12 protein-coding genes are annotated in these 15,064 nt (G+C 65.4%); 6 read left to right on the forward strand and 6 right to left on the reverse strand.

Going from position 1 to position 15,064, the window contains the following annotated elements; genetic code table 11:
* Positions 1–116: 116 nt before the first annotated feature.
* Entirely contained in the window at positions 117–1,544 is a 1,428-nt protein-coding gene (gene arcD / locus ACQ4OD_RS02195; protein WP_139669058.1) for an arginine-ornithine antiporter, read from the forward strand.
* 24 nt (positions 1,545–1,568) lie between these two features.
* Here the strand turns inward: arcD and ACQ4OD_RS02200 are convergent, their stop codons facing one another.
* The 6 genes from ACQ4OD_RS02200 to gap form a co-directional block, all read right to left on the reverse strand.
* The gene (locus ACQ4OD_RS02200; protein ID WP_139669060.1) at positions 1,569–1,982 is read right to left on the reverse strand and encodes a YbaN family protein; all 414 of its coding nucleotides are present in this window, start codon (positions 1,980–1,982) and stop codon (positions 1,569–1,571) included.
* Between the two features lie 49 nt (positions 1,983–2,031).
* Positions 2,032–2,637, reverse strand: coding sequence for a biliverdin-producing heme oxygenase (locus ACQ4OD_RS02205; protein WP_430943814.1), 606 nt, complete (start codon positions 2,635–2,637; stop codon positions 2,032–2,034).
* A 182-nt stretch (positions 2,638–2,819) separates the two neighbouring features.
* Positions 2,820–5,408: a TonB-dependent receptor gene (locus ACQ4OD_RS02210; RefSeq protein WP_430943815.1), complete on the reverse strand. Its 2,589-nt coding sequence runs from the start codon at positions 5,406–5,408 to the stop codon at positions 2,820–2,822.
* Positions 5,409–5,532: 124 nt separating this feature from the next.
* Positions 5,533–6,495, reverse strand: coding sequence for a FecR family protein (locus ACQ4OD_RS02215; protein WP_110699855.1), 963 nt, complete (start codon positions 6,493–6,495; stop codon positions 5,533–5,535).
* A gap of 93 nt (positions 6,496–6,588) precedes the next feature.
* On the reverse strand, positions 6,589–7,101 hold the full coding sequence (locus ACQ4OD_RS02220; RefSeq protein WP_023632569.1) for an RNA polymerase sigma factor: 513 nt from the start codon (positions 7,099–7,101) through the stop codon (positions 6,589–6,591).
* Positions 7,102–7,249: 148 nt separating this feature from the next.
* A complete protein-coding gene (gene gap / locus ACQ4OD_RS02225; RefSeq protein WP_038706743.1) occupies positions 7,250–8,251 on the reverse strand; it encodes a type I glyceraldehyde-3-phosphate dehydrogenase in 1,002 nt (333 codons plus the stop codon).
* Between the two features lie 266 nt (positions 8,252–8,517).
* On the opposite strand from gap, the gene edd reads away from it, so the two are divergent.
* The 5 genes from edd (at position 8,518) to ACQ4OD_RS02250 (ending at position 14,956) form a co-directional block, all read left to right on the forward strand.
* Positions 8,518–10,344, forward strand: a complete 1,827-nt coding sequence (gene edd, locus ACQ4OD_RS02230) for a phosphogluconate dehydratase (RefSeq protein WP_139669070.1) — start codon at positions 8,518–8,520, stop codon at positions 10,342–10,344.
* Positions 10,341–11,297: a glucokinase gene (locus ACQ4OD_RS02235; protein WP_430943816.1), complete on the forward strand. Its 957-nt coding sequence runs from the start codon at positions 10,341–10,343 to the stop codon at positions 11,295–11,297. Before edd ends, ACQ4OD_RS02235 begins: the two co-directional genes overlap by 4 nt.
* Positions 11,298–11,483: 186 nt before the next feature.
* Positions 11,484–12,179 (forward strand): response regulator, encoded by a 696-nt coding sequence (locus tag ACQ4OD_RS02240; protein WP_219730381.1) that lies wholly within the window; start codon positions 11,484–11,486, stop codon positions 12,177–12,179.
* The gene (locus ACQ4OD_RS02245) at positions 12,163–13,617 is read left to right on the forward strand and encodes an ATP-binding protein (RefSeq protein WP_250888371.1); all 1,455 of its coding nucleotides are present in this window, start codon (positions 12,163–12,165) and stop codon (positions 13,615–13,617) included. Before ACQ4OD_RS02240 ends, ACQ4OD_RS02245 begins: the two co-directional genes overlap by 17 nt.
* Positions 13,618–13,738: 121 nt before the next feature.
* Positions 13,739–14,956, forward strand: coding sequence for an AGE family epimerase/isomerase (locus ACQ4OD_RS02250; RefSeq protein ID WP_198754435.1), 1,218 nt, complete (start codon positions 13,739–13,741; stop codon positions 14,954–14,956).
* Positions 14,957–15,064 lie beyond the last annotated feature (108 nt).

The raw sequence follows: 15,064 nt of genomic DNA on the forward strand, positions 1-15,064 counted from the left end.
CGGGCTATAGACAGTCCGGTTATGAGTGCTATAGCTTTAATGGCTCGATTCAATAAGAAACTTGTAACATTCATGTTGCCAAATACGTTTACGCGCACCCGCGCACGAGGAGCCCCATGAGCGAACCGGGACAGAAGCTGCGCCTTGGCGCGCTGATCGCACTGGTGGTCGGTTCGATGATCGGCGGGGGGATCTTTTCGTTGCCGCAGAACATGGCGGCACGCGCCGATGTCGGGGCGGTGCTGATCGGCTGGGGCATCACCGCAGTGGGCATGCTGGCGCTGGCCTTCGTGTTCCAGACCCTGGCCAACCGCAAGCCGGAGCTGGACTCGGGGGTGTATGCCTACGCCAAGGCTGGTTTCGGCGACTACATGGGCTTTTCCTCGGCCTGGGGCTACTGGATCAGCGCCTGGCTGGGCAATGTCGGCTATTTCGTGCTGCTGTTCAGTACCCTTGGCTTCTACTTCCCGGTGTTCGGCCAGGGCAACACGCCTGTGGCCATCGGCTGCGCCTCGTTGCTGCTGTGGGCGGTGCACTTCCTGGTGCTGCGCGGCATCAAGGAGGCGGCGTTCATCAACCAGGTGACCACCGTGGCCAAGGTGGTGCCATTGCTGATGTTCATCGTCATCGCCGCGTTCGCCTTTCGCGCCGATATCTTCACCCGCGACATCTGGGGGCTGAGCAACCCGCAGTTTGGCAGTGTGCTGGAGCAGGTACGCAACATGATGCTGGTCACAGTGTTCGTGTTCATCGGCATCGAGGGGGCGAGTGTCTATTCGGGGCGAGCGCTGCACCGTTCGGACGTGGGCAAGGCCACGGTGATCGGTTTTCTCGGTGTGCTGGCGCTGCTGGTGCTGGTCAACGTGTTGTCGTTGGGGGTGATGACCCAGCCGGAGCTGGCCGGCTTGCAGAACCCCTCTTTGGCCTCGGTGCTGGAGCATATCGTCGGGCCCTGGGGCGCCTTGCTGATCAGCATCGGCCTGGCGGTGTCGCTGATCGGGGCGTTGCTGTCGTGGGCGCTGCTGTGTGCCGAGATCCTCTTCGCCACCGCCCGCGACAAGACCATGCCGCGGTTCCTGGCGCGGGAAAACGCCAACCATGTGCCGGCCAACGCACTGTGGCTGACCAATGTGATGATCCAGGGCTTCCTGCTGATCACCCTGTTCTCGGCCGGGACCTATACCAGCCTGATCTACCTGGCGTCGTCGATGATCCTGGTGCCTTACTTCTGGTCGGCAGCCTATGCGGTGTTGCTGACCGTGCGTGGCGAGAGCTACCAGGGGCAGGCGGGGCTGCGGCGCAAGGACATGCTGGTCGCAGTGATCGCGCTGTTGTATGCGGTGTGGTTGCTGTATGCCGGTGGGCTCAAGTACATCCTGCTGTCGGCGTTGCTCTACGCGCCTGGGGTGGTCCTGTTCGCCCGGGCCAAGCGTGAGCAGGGGCAGGTGCTGTTCACCACATGGGAGAAGCTGATTTTCGCGGCGGTGCTGGTGGGCGCCGGGCTGGCGGCGTATGCGCTGTATTCGGGGTTGCTTAGCCTCTGACGGCTCATGTCGGGCGCGATTGAATCAATTTTGCAGTTCGACGCTGCCTTGAGGAATAGGCCGTTCCGGGCGCGACCAGATCCACAGGTTGCCCAGCGCCATGCCGCCGATGGCGAGGAACACGGGCCAGTGGTGCTCCAGGACGATCAGCATGAGGCTCGCGCACAGCAGCATGCTGAGGGTGGCGCTGACCTTGGCGCGGCGCTGGATCACCTTGCCGTTGCGCCAGTTGAAAAGGATCGGGCCGAACAGCCGGTGGTTCTCCAGCCAGGCGGACAGGCGCGGCGAGCTGCGGGTGGCGGCCCAGGCGGCGAGGAGGACGAACTCGGTGGTGGGCAGCCCGGGAATGACGATGGCCACCAGGCCAATCCCCAGGCTGACGTAGGCCAGGATCGCGTAGAGCAGGCGGGATACTTTGGAGCGGGCGATTCGGGTCATGGTCTCACTGCAACGGTGCGGCCGCCCGCGGGCGGCCGGGTAAAGCGTGTCAGGCCAGCGCCGCGTCGGCGGCATAGGCATGCTTGAGCAGCTCGGTGAAGCGTTCGAAGGCGGCTACCGCGCCACGTTCGGCGGCGGCGTCTTCCTCGGGCGACAGGTCCAGGCTGTCGAGAATGCGGGTGAACTGTTTCCAGCCTTCGGCGCGACCACCCGCCGGTTCGCCCAGGTGACGGGCGCCGAAGGTTTCGGACAGTTCCAGGGCCACGGCGCGCTTGATCAGGAACGCGGCGCCCAGTTTGGAGCCTTCGGAGACGAAGATCCAGCCCAGGGCTTCGCCCAGGCTTGGCTTGCCCAGGGCGCCGGCGAAGGGCGCGGGCACTTCGGTGTCGAGGTCGGCCAGGTCCAGGCGGGCCTGCTCGGCGCGGCAGCGCTCGGCCAGATCCGGCACGATGGCGATCAGTTGCGGGTCGGAGTACAGCGCCTGCAGCTCGGACTGGAACAGGTACTGGGCGACCACGAAGCGGGCGAAGCTCTCGCGGCTGTCGAACGGCTTGTGCGACTTGACCAGGGCGTCCAGCTCGGTGTGCGGGGCGTGGGTGACCTGGTTCAGGCGCTGGGAGCGCAGGTTGGCGCGTTCGGTGGAAGGGGCGGTCATGGGGGCATCCTTGGAAAATGGGGCTGTCTAGTGACAAGACGAAGGAGAAGACGCGGGACAGTAAAAAAACCTCACCTGCGAAGTGAAATCATTCGCACAGGGCTCGACACAGTGCCGGGCAAGTCCGTTCCCACAGACGACCTGGGGGAATGGGCTTGCCCGGCGATGGCGATCTCGCCCCGTCAGATGTCCCACACCAGGTTGATGGCGAAGTTGCGGCCCGGCATGGTCAGGCGGTCGAGATTGGCCGGCTGGGTCACTCCCGCTTCGCCAAGCGCGTCGTAGCCACGTACGTCATCCCACTGCCAGTACTTCTTGTCAGTCAGGTTGTAGAGGCCTGCGTTGACGGTGATGTCGTCCGTCACCTTGTAGTAGCCGGTCAGGTCCAGCACGCCGTAACCAGGGGTGCGGAACTGCTTGCTGGCGCCATCGGGGGCGAAGAAGGTGGAGTCGTCGACGCGGTCCTTGCGCTTGACCAGGGTCCAGCTCAGCAGGCCCCCGTAGTTCTGTTGCTCGTAGCCCAGGCCGAGGACCGCAGTCAGCGGGTTGACGCTGTTCAGTGGCTGACCGTTGTCGTCGTTGCGACCGCGGGCATAGGCCAGCGAGCCTTGGGTGTACAGGCCCTGGGCAGCGCCGAAGAGGTCGAGGTTCAGGCGGCCCTTGAACTCCGCGCCCTTGATGGTTGCGTGCTTGATGTTGTTGGCCTGGAAGGTCGAACCCAGGTTGGCCGACTGCACGGCGTCTTCGTTGATGAAGTCGCGGTACTTGTTGTAGAACACCGCGACATCGAAGTTGCCGGCCTCGAAGTTGCCGCGCAGGCCGGTTTCGTAGCTTTTGCTCTTCTCTGGCTCGAGGTCCGGGTTGGGTTGGACGCTGTAGCCCAGGGTCGGGTTGTCGAAGCGGCCGAACATGGCCTTGGCGGTCGGGGTACGGAAGCCCTCGGCGTACTGACCGTACCAGGTGTAGTGGTCGTCGAAGGCATAGGTCACGCCGAACTTCGGCGATACGCGGTGCCACTTCTTGTCAGCGTCGTCGATGGCCCCCGGCGCCGCACCGTTGCCCTGGACCCCGCGCAGGAACTCGCTGGTCATCTTCGGTTCCATGCGGGTGTAGTCGTACCGCGCGCCCGGCAGGAAGGTCCAGTTGTTCCAGCGGATTTCGTCCTGGGCGAACAGGCTGTAGGTGTTGACCGTCGGGTCGGGGAAGTCGCTGACCCTTACCTGGCCGTCGCCGGGGCTGTTCTGGCCGATCGCCGTACAGCTGCCGCCGACGTTGAGGCAGGTGCCGGTACCGCTGCGTGAACCGGTGATCTTTTCATGCTTGAGCGTCGTGCCGTAGGTCAGCAGGTGGTCGGTGGCACCGAGGCTGAAAGCCTTGTCCAGCTGGGCGTCGAATACCCACTGGCGGTCCTTGTAGGTGGTCTGGCGATCGCGGAGCACCTGGCGGCCACTGGCGAAATAAAGCTCATCGGTGCGTTGGTCGGTCTTGGCGATCTGGTAGTTCAGGCTCCATTTCACGTGGTCGGCGACCAGGCTTTCGAGGCCGAATTCATGGTTGATGCCGAAGCGCTCGCGGGTAACGGTGTCGTCGCCCTGGCGCATCCGATACATGTTCGAGGCGCCGCGGCCCGGAATGAAGGGGCCTCCGACAGCGCTCAGGATGTTCTGGTCGCGGTCGTCCTTGTAGTGCTCGTAGGTGAAGCCGAAGCGGGCATCGTCGGCGTAGTTCCAGCCAAGCTTGGCCAGGACGTTGGTGGTGCGTACGTCCTCCGGGTTGGCCTTGCTGCGGTTCAGGCCGGTGCCGCCGTGTTCGCCATACGATTCAGTTTCATGACCGTTGCGTTGGCTCAGGTGCAGCAGGCCATCGAAGTCGCCCTGGCGACCGGCGACGGTGGCCGAGGTCAGCCAGCTTTCGTCAGCAGAGCTGTAGCCGGTCTTCAGACGCGCGCCGACATCCTTGCCCGGCTTGATGATGTCCTCGGGATCGAGGGTGTAGTAACTCACCGCGCCACCGATGGCATTGCTGCCATACAGCACCGAGGCTGGGCCGCGGAGGATCTCGACGCGCTTGACGATTTCCGGGTCGACATAGTTGCGTTGGGTCTGGGCGTAGGGGCCATAGAAGAAACTGTCGGGGATCGACACGCCGTCGACCTGGGTCAAGATGCGTTCACCGTCGATGCCGCGAATGTTGTAGCCATTCAGGCCGCTGCGCTGGCCGACGCCACCGACGGAAACACCCGGCTCATAGCGCACCAGTTCCTTGATGTCGTTGACGTTCTGCCGGTCCAGTTGCTCGCGGGTCTGCACGCTGACGGTGCTCGGCACCTGGCTGACGTCCTGGGCGCTACGGGTGGCGCTGACGGTCACCTGCTGCAGGGCGATGGCGTTGCCGGCGGCCTGGCGTTCGAGCACCACGTTGCCGTTGCCGATCTTGCGGTAGCCCAGGCCGGTGCCGCGCAGCAGGCGCTGCAGCGCCGCTTCCGGGGCCAGCGAGCCCTGTACGCCCGGCGAGGCCACGCCGTCGGCCAGCTCGGCGCTGAAGCCGACCTGCCAGCCGGTGACCTGGCTGAAGGCATTGATGGCCTCGACCAGCGGTTGCTGGGCGATGGCGAAGCGGTAGTCGCCCATGCGCGGGCTGCTCGCCTGGGCCGGTTCCACGGCCAGCGCGGGCAGGCTGCAGGCGCCGCTGGCGAGCAGGGCCAAGGTCAACAGGGACAATTGCCCGCGGCGGCGGGAAGAAGAGGACGGGCGGGTTTGACCTGTGGGCATCGAAAGCGCTCCCTGTCGCGCGTAAGTCATAGACAGTGTTTGTTCTCGTTTTCGAACGAGAATCAATCGTATTGGCTATAACGAGACGGGCGAGGCAGGGGGATCGCGTAAAAAAAATACAAGGTCAGTTGAGGATTACCACGGCAGGGTACTCATGCAGTTGCGCCGAGGTGATATGGGCCAGGGCACGTAGCGTTTCCAGCGGCTGGTCGAGGCGGTAGTTGCCGGTGACCGCGACCTGCTCCAGGTGCGCGTTGCGGTTGATGATCCATCCCGGGTAGTAGCGGCGGACCTCGGCGAGCACCTGGCTCAGCGGGCAGTTCTCGAACACCAGGCGGCCTTCGATCCAGGCCAGGTCCTTGCTCATGTCGGGGCGCTGGCGCTGACCGAAGCCCGTGGGGCCGACGCTGATGCTGTCACCGGCACTCAGGCGGATGCGCTGGTCGCTCGCGGCCTGCAGGTCGACGTCGCCGCGCTGCACCCGCACCTGGGCTTCGCCATCGAGGTAGCGCACGGCGAAATCGGTGTCGCGCACGCTGGCGCGCAGTGGGCCGGCCTGGACTTCAAGCGGCGGCTGGCTGGCGTTGGACACCTGGAAATACGCCTCGCCCTGCAACAGGCGGGCAACCTTGCGGCCATCGCGTTCGTCGCTGGCAAAGGCCGAATTGGTGTTGAGCAGCACCTTGGCGCCGTGGTCCAGCTCCAGGCGCTGGCGCTCGCCGACCACGGTCAGGTGGTCGGCCTGCAGGCGCACCGGCAGGTTGCCGAAAGTGAACAACCCGACCAGCAGCACCGCGGCGGTAGCCAGCGGTTTCCAGTGGCTGCGCAGGCGCCCGGCAAGCGAGCGCTTGCGCCTGTGCTGCAACTGGCCGGCGGCCTGGCGCAGCGAGGCGCCGTTCCACAGCGCTTCGGCCTCGACATAGGCCTCGGCGTTTTCCGGCTCGGCGCCCAGCCAGTGCTCGAACGCGCGGGTGTCGTCTTCGCTGGCGCATTGCAGGCGGATCAACCAGTCCAGCGCCTCTTCGCGGGCACGGGCGCGGGCATCAGGCTCGGCGGGTGACGGGCGAGGGGTGGGGTGGTCGGTCACGGGGGATCCTTGCATCGGGCATTTTTTGCGCATGATCAGTGCAGACCTTGCCCATGGCAAGGGCTTTGCGCTGACCCGCGGCGAGCGGTCGCGTCACTGGTGACGATCGGCCACGCCCATGCAGATGGCCATGATCAGTTTCAGCTCCTTCTGCACGGTGCTGGCCGAGACGCTCAACTGCTCGGCGATTTCCAGGTAGCTGGCGCCGTGCAGGCGGCTGAGGATGAAGATGCGTTGCTGGCGTTCGCTCAACTGGCCGAGGCTGACGCTCAGGTGCTTGAGCAGTTGCTCGGCGTGGGCGGCGTCCTCGCTGCTCGCGGCAGGCGCCGCGACGTTATGCAGGACTTGCTCGGGCACGTCGTCCACCAGCGTGCGCGCCTGCACCCGGCGCGTGCGCAGGTGGTCCAGGGCAAGGTTGCGGGCGGTCTGGAACACGAAAGGTTCCAGGTGCTCGATCGGGCGCTCGCCCAGGGCGCGGGTGACCCGCAGGTAGGTTTCCTGCAGCAGGTCCTCGGCGGTGCTGGGGTTGCCCACCATGCGCTGCAGCGTGCGCAGCAGAGTGAGACGCTGAGTGAGGAACACTGAGTTGAACCGGGACTGACTCACGGGGGAACCTGGGCGCTTTGGGGTTAATGATAATGCTTATCATCACTAGCCAAGGTCAAGCATGGAAATGTCATGAAAGAGTAAAGCTTGTGGGAGCAGGGGGCCCGCTCCCACACAAGTCGAATGCCGCCTGGGCGTGTTCCCTGCCTCAGCGTGCGTTGAACAACGCCAGGCAGTTATCCAGCATGCGGTTGGAGAAACCCCACTCATTGTCGTACCAGGCCAGTACCTTGAGCATCCGCCCATTGGCACGGGTGTGGTTGGCGTCGAAGATCGACGACAGTGGGTTGTGGTTGAAGTCGCACGACACCAACGGCAGGGCGTTATAGCCCAGCACCCGGGAATGACGGCTGGCCTCGAGGAACAGCTGGTTGACTTCCTCGGCGCTGGTTTCGCGCTGCAGGTTGACGGTGAGGTCGACCAGCGACACGTTGATCACCGGCACTCGTACGGCCATGCCGGTGAGCTTGCCGGCCAGTTCCGGCAGTACCAGGCCGACGGCCTCGGCGGCGCCAGTCTTGCTCGGGATCATCGACTGGGTGGCCGAGCGGGCGCGGTACGGGTCGCTATGGTAGACGTCGGTGAGCACCTGGTCGTTGGTGTAGGCGTGGATGGTGGTCATCAGGCCTTGCTCGATGCCGAACTCGCGGTGCAGCACCTGGGCGATCGGTGCCAGGCAGTTGGTGGTGCACGAGGCGTTGGAGATGATCTGGTGCGAGGCGCGCAGCACATCGTGGTTGACCCCGTAGACCACGGTGGCGTCGACACCCTTGGCCGGGGCGCTGACAATCACCTTGCCGGCCCCGGCGCTCAGGTGCGCGGCGGCCTTGGCACGTTCGGTGAACAGCCCGGTGCATTCGAACACCACATCGATGGCCAAGGTCTTCCAGGGCAGCTCGGCAGGGTTGCGGATGGCGCTGACGGCGATGCGGTCGCCATTGACGGTGAGGCTTTCGTGGTCGGCCTCGACAGTGGCGTCAAAGGTGCCGTGGACGCTGTCGTACTTGAGCAGGTGGGCGTTCATCGCGCTGTCGCCCAGGTCGTTGATGGCGACGACCTGCAGGTCCTGGCGGTAGCCCTGCGTGTACAGTGCGCGCAGGACGTTGCGTCCGATGCGGCCGAATCCGTTGATGGCGATGCGTAGGGTCATGGTATTACCTCTGGCAGTCGGGTGAAGCCTGTGGCACAAAGGACAGCTTCACTGAAACGGTTTTGTTGTTGGAATTACAAGATTATTCACCGAGAGATAGAAAACAAGCCTTTTTGCTGGCAGTATTTTGTTTAAACATACAACGAGTGGTTGGGTTATCCCCCTGTCGAGCGGTCCATGCGCCTTTTCCTAGAGACTAGGTCGCAATCGTTTGGAGGGAAAATGCCCCAGTAAAGCCGCCCCACAGTTAGCCTGGAGTCCAGTACATGCATTCGCGCATCCTTGAGGTCACCGAACGGCTGATCGCCCGCAGCCGCCGTACCCGTGAACGCTACCTTGAGCTGATCCGTGGGGCGGCCAGTGACGGACCCATGCGCGCCCAGTTGCAGTGCGCCAACTTCGCCCATGGCGTGGCCGGCTGCGGTGGGGACGACAAGCAGACCCTGCGGCTGATGAACGCGGCCAACGTGGCCATTGTCTCGGCCTACAACGACATGCTCTCGGCGCACCAGCCGTACCAGCACTTCCCCGAACAGATCAAACAGGCGCTGCGCGAAGTCGGTTCGGTCGGCCAGTTCGCCGGCGGCGTGCCGGCAATGTGCGACGGCGTCACCCAGGGCGAGCCGGGCATGGAGCTGGCCATCGCCAGCCGTGAAGTGATCGCCATGTCCACCGCCATCGCCCTGTCGCACAACATGTTCGATGCCGCGCTGATGCTGGGCATCTGCGACAAGATCGTCCCCGGGCTGATGATGGGCGCCTTGCGTTTCGGCCACCTGCCGACGATCTTCGTGCCGGGCGGGCCGATGGTCTCGGGCATTTCCAACAAGGAAAAGGCCGATGTGCGCCAGCGCTACGCCGAGGGCAAGGCCACCCGCGAGCAACTGCTCGAATCGGAAATGAAGAGCTACCACGGCCCCGGCACCTGCACTTTCTACGGCACCGCCAACACCAACCAGCTGGTGATGGAGGTCATGGGCCTGCACCTGCCGGGCGCTTCGTTCGTCAACCCCTACACGCCGCTGCGCGATGCCCTCACAGCCGAGGCCGCGCGCCAGGTCACGCGCATGACCAAGGCCAGTGGCAGCTTCATGCCCATTGGCCAGATCGTCGACGAAAAGGCGCTGGTCAACTCGATCGTCGCCCTGCACGCCACCGGCGGCTCGACCAACCACACCCTGCATATCCCGGCCATCGCCCAGGCCGCCGGCATCCAGCTGACCTGGCAGGACATGGCCGACCTGTCCGATGTGGTGCCGACGCTGTCCCACGTCTATCCCAACGGCAAGGCCGACATCAACCACTTCCAGGCCTCCGGCGGCATGGCCTTCCTCATTCGCGAGCTGCTCGACGCGGGCCTGCTGCACGAGGACGTCAATACCGTGGCCGGGCATGGCCTGCGCCGCTACACCCAGGAGCCGTTCCTGGAGGATGGCCGCCTGGTCTGGCGCGAGGGGCCGAAGGACAGTCTCGACGAAAGCATCCTGCGCCCGGTGGCGCGGCCGTTCTCCGCCGAGGGCGGTTTGCGGGTGATGGAAGGCAACCTTGGCCGTGGCGTGATGAAGGTTTCCGCCGTGGCGCCCGAGCACCGGGTGGTCGAGGCGCCTGCCCGGGTGTTCCACGACCAGCAGTCTCTGGCCGATGCATTCAAGGCCGGCGAGCTGGAGCGGGACTTCGTCGCCGTGGTGCGCTTCCAGGGGCCGCGCTGCAACGGCATGCCCGAGTTGCACAAGCTGACGCCGTTCCTCGGCGTGCTGCAGGATCGCGGCTTCAAGGTGGCGCTGGTCACTGACGGGCGCATGTCCGGTGCCTCGGGCAAGATCCCGGCGGCTATCCACGTCTGCCCGGAGGCTTTTGATGGTGGCCCGCTGGCGCGGGTGCGCGATGGTGATATCGTGCGCGTCGATGGTGCCGAAGGCACGCTGCGGATCATGGTCTCGGCCGAGGAACTGGCCGACCGTGAACTGCCTGCGCCACCCAAGGGCAACGACCTGGGGTGCGGGCGTGAGCTGTTCGGCTTCATGCGTGTGGCGTTCAGTTCCGCCGAGCAAGGCGCGAGCGCCTTCACCTCGGCCCTGGAGAACCTCGAATGAAGGCCTTGCTGGTCGGCGACATCGGTGGCACCAACGCGCGTTTTGCCGTGTGGCGCGACAATGAACTGCAGGCGGTGCAGGTGCTGGCCACCGCCGACTACACCAGCCCTGAACAGGCCATCGAGGCCTATCTGGCCGACCAGAGCATCGCCCGTGGCGGCCTGGCGGCGGTGTGCCTGGCGGTGGCAGGCCCCGTGGACGGCGACGAATTCCGCTTTACCAACAACCACTGGCGCCTGAGCCGCAGCGCGTTCTGCCAGACGCTGCAGGTCGACCGCCTGCTGCTGATCAACGACTTTTCCGCGATGGCGCTGGGCATGACTCGCCTGCGCGCAGGCGAATTTCGTGAAGTCTGCGCAGGCCTCGCCGATCCATCGCGCCCGGCGCTGGTGATCGGCCCCGGTACCGGCCTCGGCGTGGGCAGCTTGCTGCGCCACGGTGAGCACTGGCTGGCACTGCCGGGGGAGGGCGGGCATGTCGACCTGCCGGTGGGCAATGCCCGCGAAGCGGCGATTCATCAGGAAATCCATCGGCAGATCGGCCATGTCAGTGCCGAGACCGTGCTCAGTGGCGGTGGGCTGGTGCGCCTGTACCAGGCCATCTGTGCGCTCGATGGTGCTGCGCCGACGCACAAGACCCCGGCGCAGATCACCGACGCGGCGCTGGCCAACGAGCCACGGGCGCTGGCGGTGGTCGAGCAGTTCTGCCGGTTCCTCGGCCGGGTGGCGGGCAACAATGTGCTCACCCTCGGGGCGCGGGGTGGCGTCTACATTGTCGGTGGCGTGATTCCCCGTTTCGCCGAATTGTTCCTGCGCAGCGGCTTTGCCGCGAGCTTCGCCGACAAGGGCTGCATGAGCGGCTACTTCGCCGGGGTGCCGGTATGGCTGGTGACGGCGGAGTTTTCCGGGTTGCTGGGGGCGGGGGTGGCGCTGCAGCAAGCGCTGGATCGGTGATCGTTGGGGCCGCTTTGCGGCCCTTTCGCTGGCAAGCCAGCTCCCACCCGGCCCCTGTGGGAGCTGGCTTGTCGTGGCGACGAACCGCAGCGAAAGGGCTGCGCAGCAGCCCCAAACAGCAGACACAAAGATCTGCGCATAACAAGAGGACTGACCATTGTGACCACTGCCGGCAAATCGATCCTGATGGTCGACGACGACCAGGACATCCGCGAACTGCTGCAGACCTACCTCGCCCGCTGCGGCCTGCAGGTGCACGCCGAACCTGACGGCCAGGGCTTTCGCCGCGCCCTGGACGCCAACCCCTACGACCTGGTGATCCTCGACGTGATGCTGCCCGACGAAGACGGCTTCAGCCTGTGTCGCTGGGTTCGCCAGCACCCGCGCCAGGCGCGGGTGCCGATCATCATGCTCACCGCCAGTTCCGATGAAGCCGATCGGGTCATCGGCCTGGAGCTGGGCGCCGACGACTACCTCGGCAAACCCTTCAGCCCGCGAGAGCTGCAGGCACGGATCAAGGCCTTGTTGCGCCGTGCCGATTTCGGCCAGGCGACGCTGGCCAGTGCGGTGCTGGCCTTCGATGACTGGCGCCTGGACACGATCAGCCACCGTCTGTTCCACCGCGACGGCGAAGAAGTGATCCTCTCCGGCGCCGACTTCGCCCTGCTCAAACTGTTTCTCGATCACCCGCAGCAGATCCTCGACCGCGACACCATCGGCAACGCCACCCGTGGTCGCGAACCGATGCCGCTGGACCGTATCGTCGACATGGCGGTCAGTCGCCTGCGCCAGCGCCTGCGCGACACGGAAAAACCACCCCGGCTGATCCGCACCGTGCGTGGCAGCGGCTACCTGCTGGCGGCCAATGTCTGCCCGGCCTGACGAGCGTCGCTGGCGCCTGCTGCCGCGCTCGCTGTTGGGGCGCATGCTGCTGCTTACCTTGCTGGTGGTATTGCTGGCTCAGGGCCTGTCCAGCGTGATCTGGGTCGCGCAATTGCGCGCCAGCCAGCTGCAGGGCTTGCGCGCCAGCGCCAGCAGCCTCGCGCACTCGATGAGTGCCAGTGTCAGCTACTTCCGCTCGCTGCCGGTGGCCTACCGGCCCATGGTATTGGATCAGTTGCGCAGCATGGGCGGCACGCGCTTCTTCGTCTCGCTCAACGTCAAGCCTCTGGAAATGCCGGTGTTACCGATCACCCCGCGCAAGCAGGCGGTGATCGACGTATTCCAGGAGGTGCTGCACGAGCGTCTTGGCCAGCAGATGGAGATTTCCGTGGAGTTCGTCAGCCCCGACGATCTGCGCATTTTCAACAGCGGCCTGAAACTCGATGAGCTGCCCCGCTCGTGGGCGCACTATTCGTTGACCCTCGAGCCGCTCAATCCGCCGGTGCTGGTGACCCAGATCCGCCTCGGCGAAGGCGAGTGGCTGTACATCGCCTCGCTGCTGCCCGAGCCCTACACCAGCCTTGAGGCCGAACGCTTGCCGCGTCAGCAGATCGGCTTCATTGCCCTGACCACCGTGCTGTTGCTGCTGTTCATCGGCCTGCTGGTGCACTGGCAGAGCCGGCCGCTCAAACGCCTGGCACGGGCGGCGCGGGAAATGTCGCTGGGGGCGGACGTGGCCCCGGTGGCCGAAGGCGGAGGCAGCGAAGTGGTCGAGGTGGGGCGGGCGTTCAACAACATGCGTGATCGGATAAGCCGTTACCTGACCGAGCGTTCCCAGCTGTTCAGCGCCATTTCCCATGACCTGCGCACACCGATCACGCGCCTGCGCCTGCGAGTGGAGCTGCTCGAGGACGAGAAGCTGCAGGCCAAGTTCAGCCGCGATCTCGATGAACTGGAGCTGCTGGTCAAGGGTGCGCTGCAATGTGTCAAGGACACCGATATCCACGAAAATATCGAGCCGATCGACCTCAATCAGGTGCTGGAGCTGCTGGCCGAGCCTTATCTCGGCGATGGGCGCATCACCGTGGAGGGGCAGGCGTTGGCACCGTACCCCGGCAAATCGCTGGCCTTGCGCCGCTGCATCGGCAACCTGATCGACAACGCCATCAAGTACGGCGAGCGGGCGCAGCTGCGCATCATCGATACCGCCGAGAGCTTCGTGCTGCAGGTGGACGACCAGGGCCCGGGGGTGCCGGAACAGCGCCTGGAACAGGTGTTCGAGCCGCACTTCCGCCTGGCCGGGCAGCAGCAGGGGTATGGGCTGGGGCTGGGCATCGCGCGCAACATCGCCCATAGCCATGGCGGCGAGGTGAGCCTGTTGAACCTGCGCGAGGGTGGGTTGCGGGTGACCTTGTACCTGCCGCGTACAGCCGAATGAGCCCTTGCCCCGCGATAAGGGCTTGGATGTAACGATGCGGTGACAATCGAGCCGGGCTTCGTGACATGCCAGCCAGGATGGCTGACTAGAATCGGCTGACAACAACAAGGAAGGTGCACCCATGGCCATCAGCTGGCTCGACTCCCCGACACACCATGCCTGGCTCGTCGCCGAGGCCCTGCGCCTGATCGCCTTCGCCAGGGCTTCGCGCCTGCCCCAGGGGTTCGGCAACCTCGATGACGAAGGCCGCCTGCCCCGTTGCGCCCTGGCCGAGACCATGAACACCGCGCGCATGACCCACAGTTTCGCCTTGGCGCATATCCAGGGCGTTCCGGGTTGCCGCGAGCTGGTCGAGCATGGCGTCGGCGCCCTGCAAGGCCCGTTGCGCGACCAGGAACATGACGGCTGGTACGCGCAGCCCGAAGGTCATGGCGACACCGGCAAGGCCGCCTACCTGCACGCCTTCGTCGCCCTCGCCGCCAGCTCGGCGGTGGTGGTGGGCATCAGCCAGGCGTCGGCGTTGCTGGAGGCGGTAACCCAGGTCATCGCGCAGCGCTTCTGGTGCGAAGAGGAGGGCGCCCTGCGCGAGTCGTTCTCCCGCGACTGGCGGCAGGCGGAGGCCTACCGGGGCGCCAACAGCAACATGCACGGCGTCGAAGCCTTCCTCGCCGTGGCTGACGTGACCGGCGACACACAGTGGTTGCTGCGCGCCCAACGGATCGTCGAGCGCTTGATCCTGACCCACGCCGCCGCCGACGGTATGCGCGTCACGGAACATTTCGATGCGCAGTGGCAGGCGCTCCCCGACTACAACCGCGACAACCCCGCCGATGGCTTCCGTCCTTACGGGACCACGCCCGGCCACGCCTTCGAATGGGCGCGCCTGGTGTTGCACCTGGAGGCGGCCCTGCAAAGGGCGCAACTACCTGCGCCCGAGTCCTTGCTGCCCGCCGCCCGGAGCCTGTTCGACAGCGCCTGTCGCCACGCCTGGCAGGCAGACGGCGCGCCGGGGCTGGTCTACACCCTGGACTGGCACAACCGCCCGGTGGTGCGCGAGCGCCTGCACTGGGTGCATGCCGAGGCCTGTGCCACTGCCGCGGCGCTGTTGCGACGTACCGGTGAAGCCCAGTACGAACACTGGTACCGCTGCTTCTGGGACTTCATCGCCAGTCACTTCATCGACCGCGTCCATGGCAGCTGGCACCACGAACTCGACCCGGCACTGCTGCCCAGTGCGCGCATCTGGGGCGGCAAGCCCGACCTCTACCACGCCTACCAGGCCCTGCTGCTGCCACGCCTGCCGCTGGCGCCGAGCTTGGCGACGGCCCTGGCTTTGTAACCAGACGATGACATTCGCGCATCCGTTCGTTACCTGGCGCCGGGCGCGACCTCCCTACACTTCATGCCATGCAAGCGACAGTCTTGCCTCGCATAACAACAAGAAAGG

Origin of the sequence: Pseudomonas sp. WC1 (assembly GCF_050586565.1) — a bacterium.
GTDB lineage: Bacteria > Pseudomonadota > Gammaproteobacteria > Pseudomonadales > Pseudomonadaceae > Aquipseudomonas.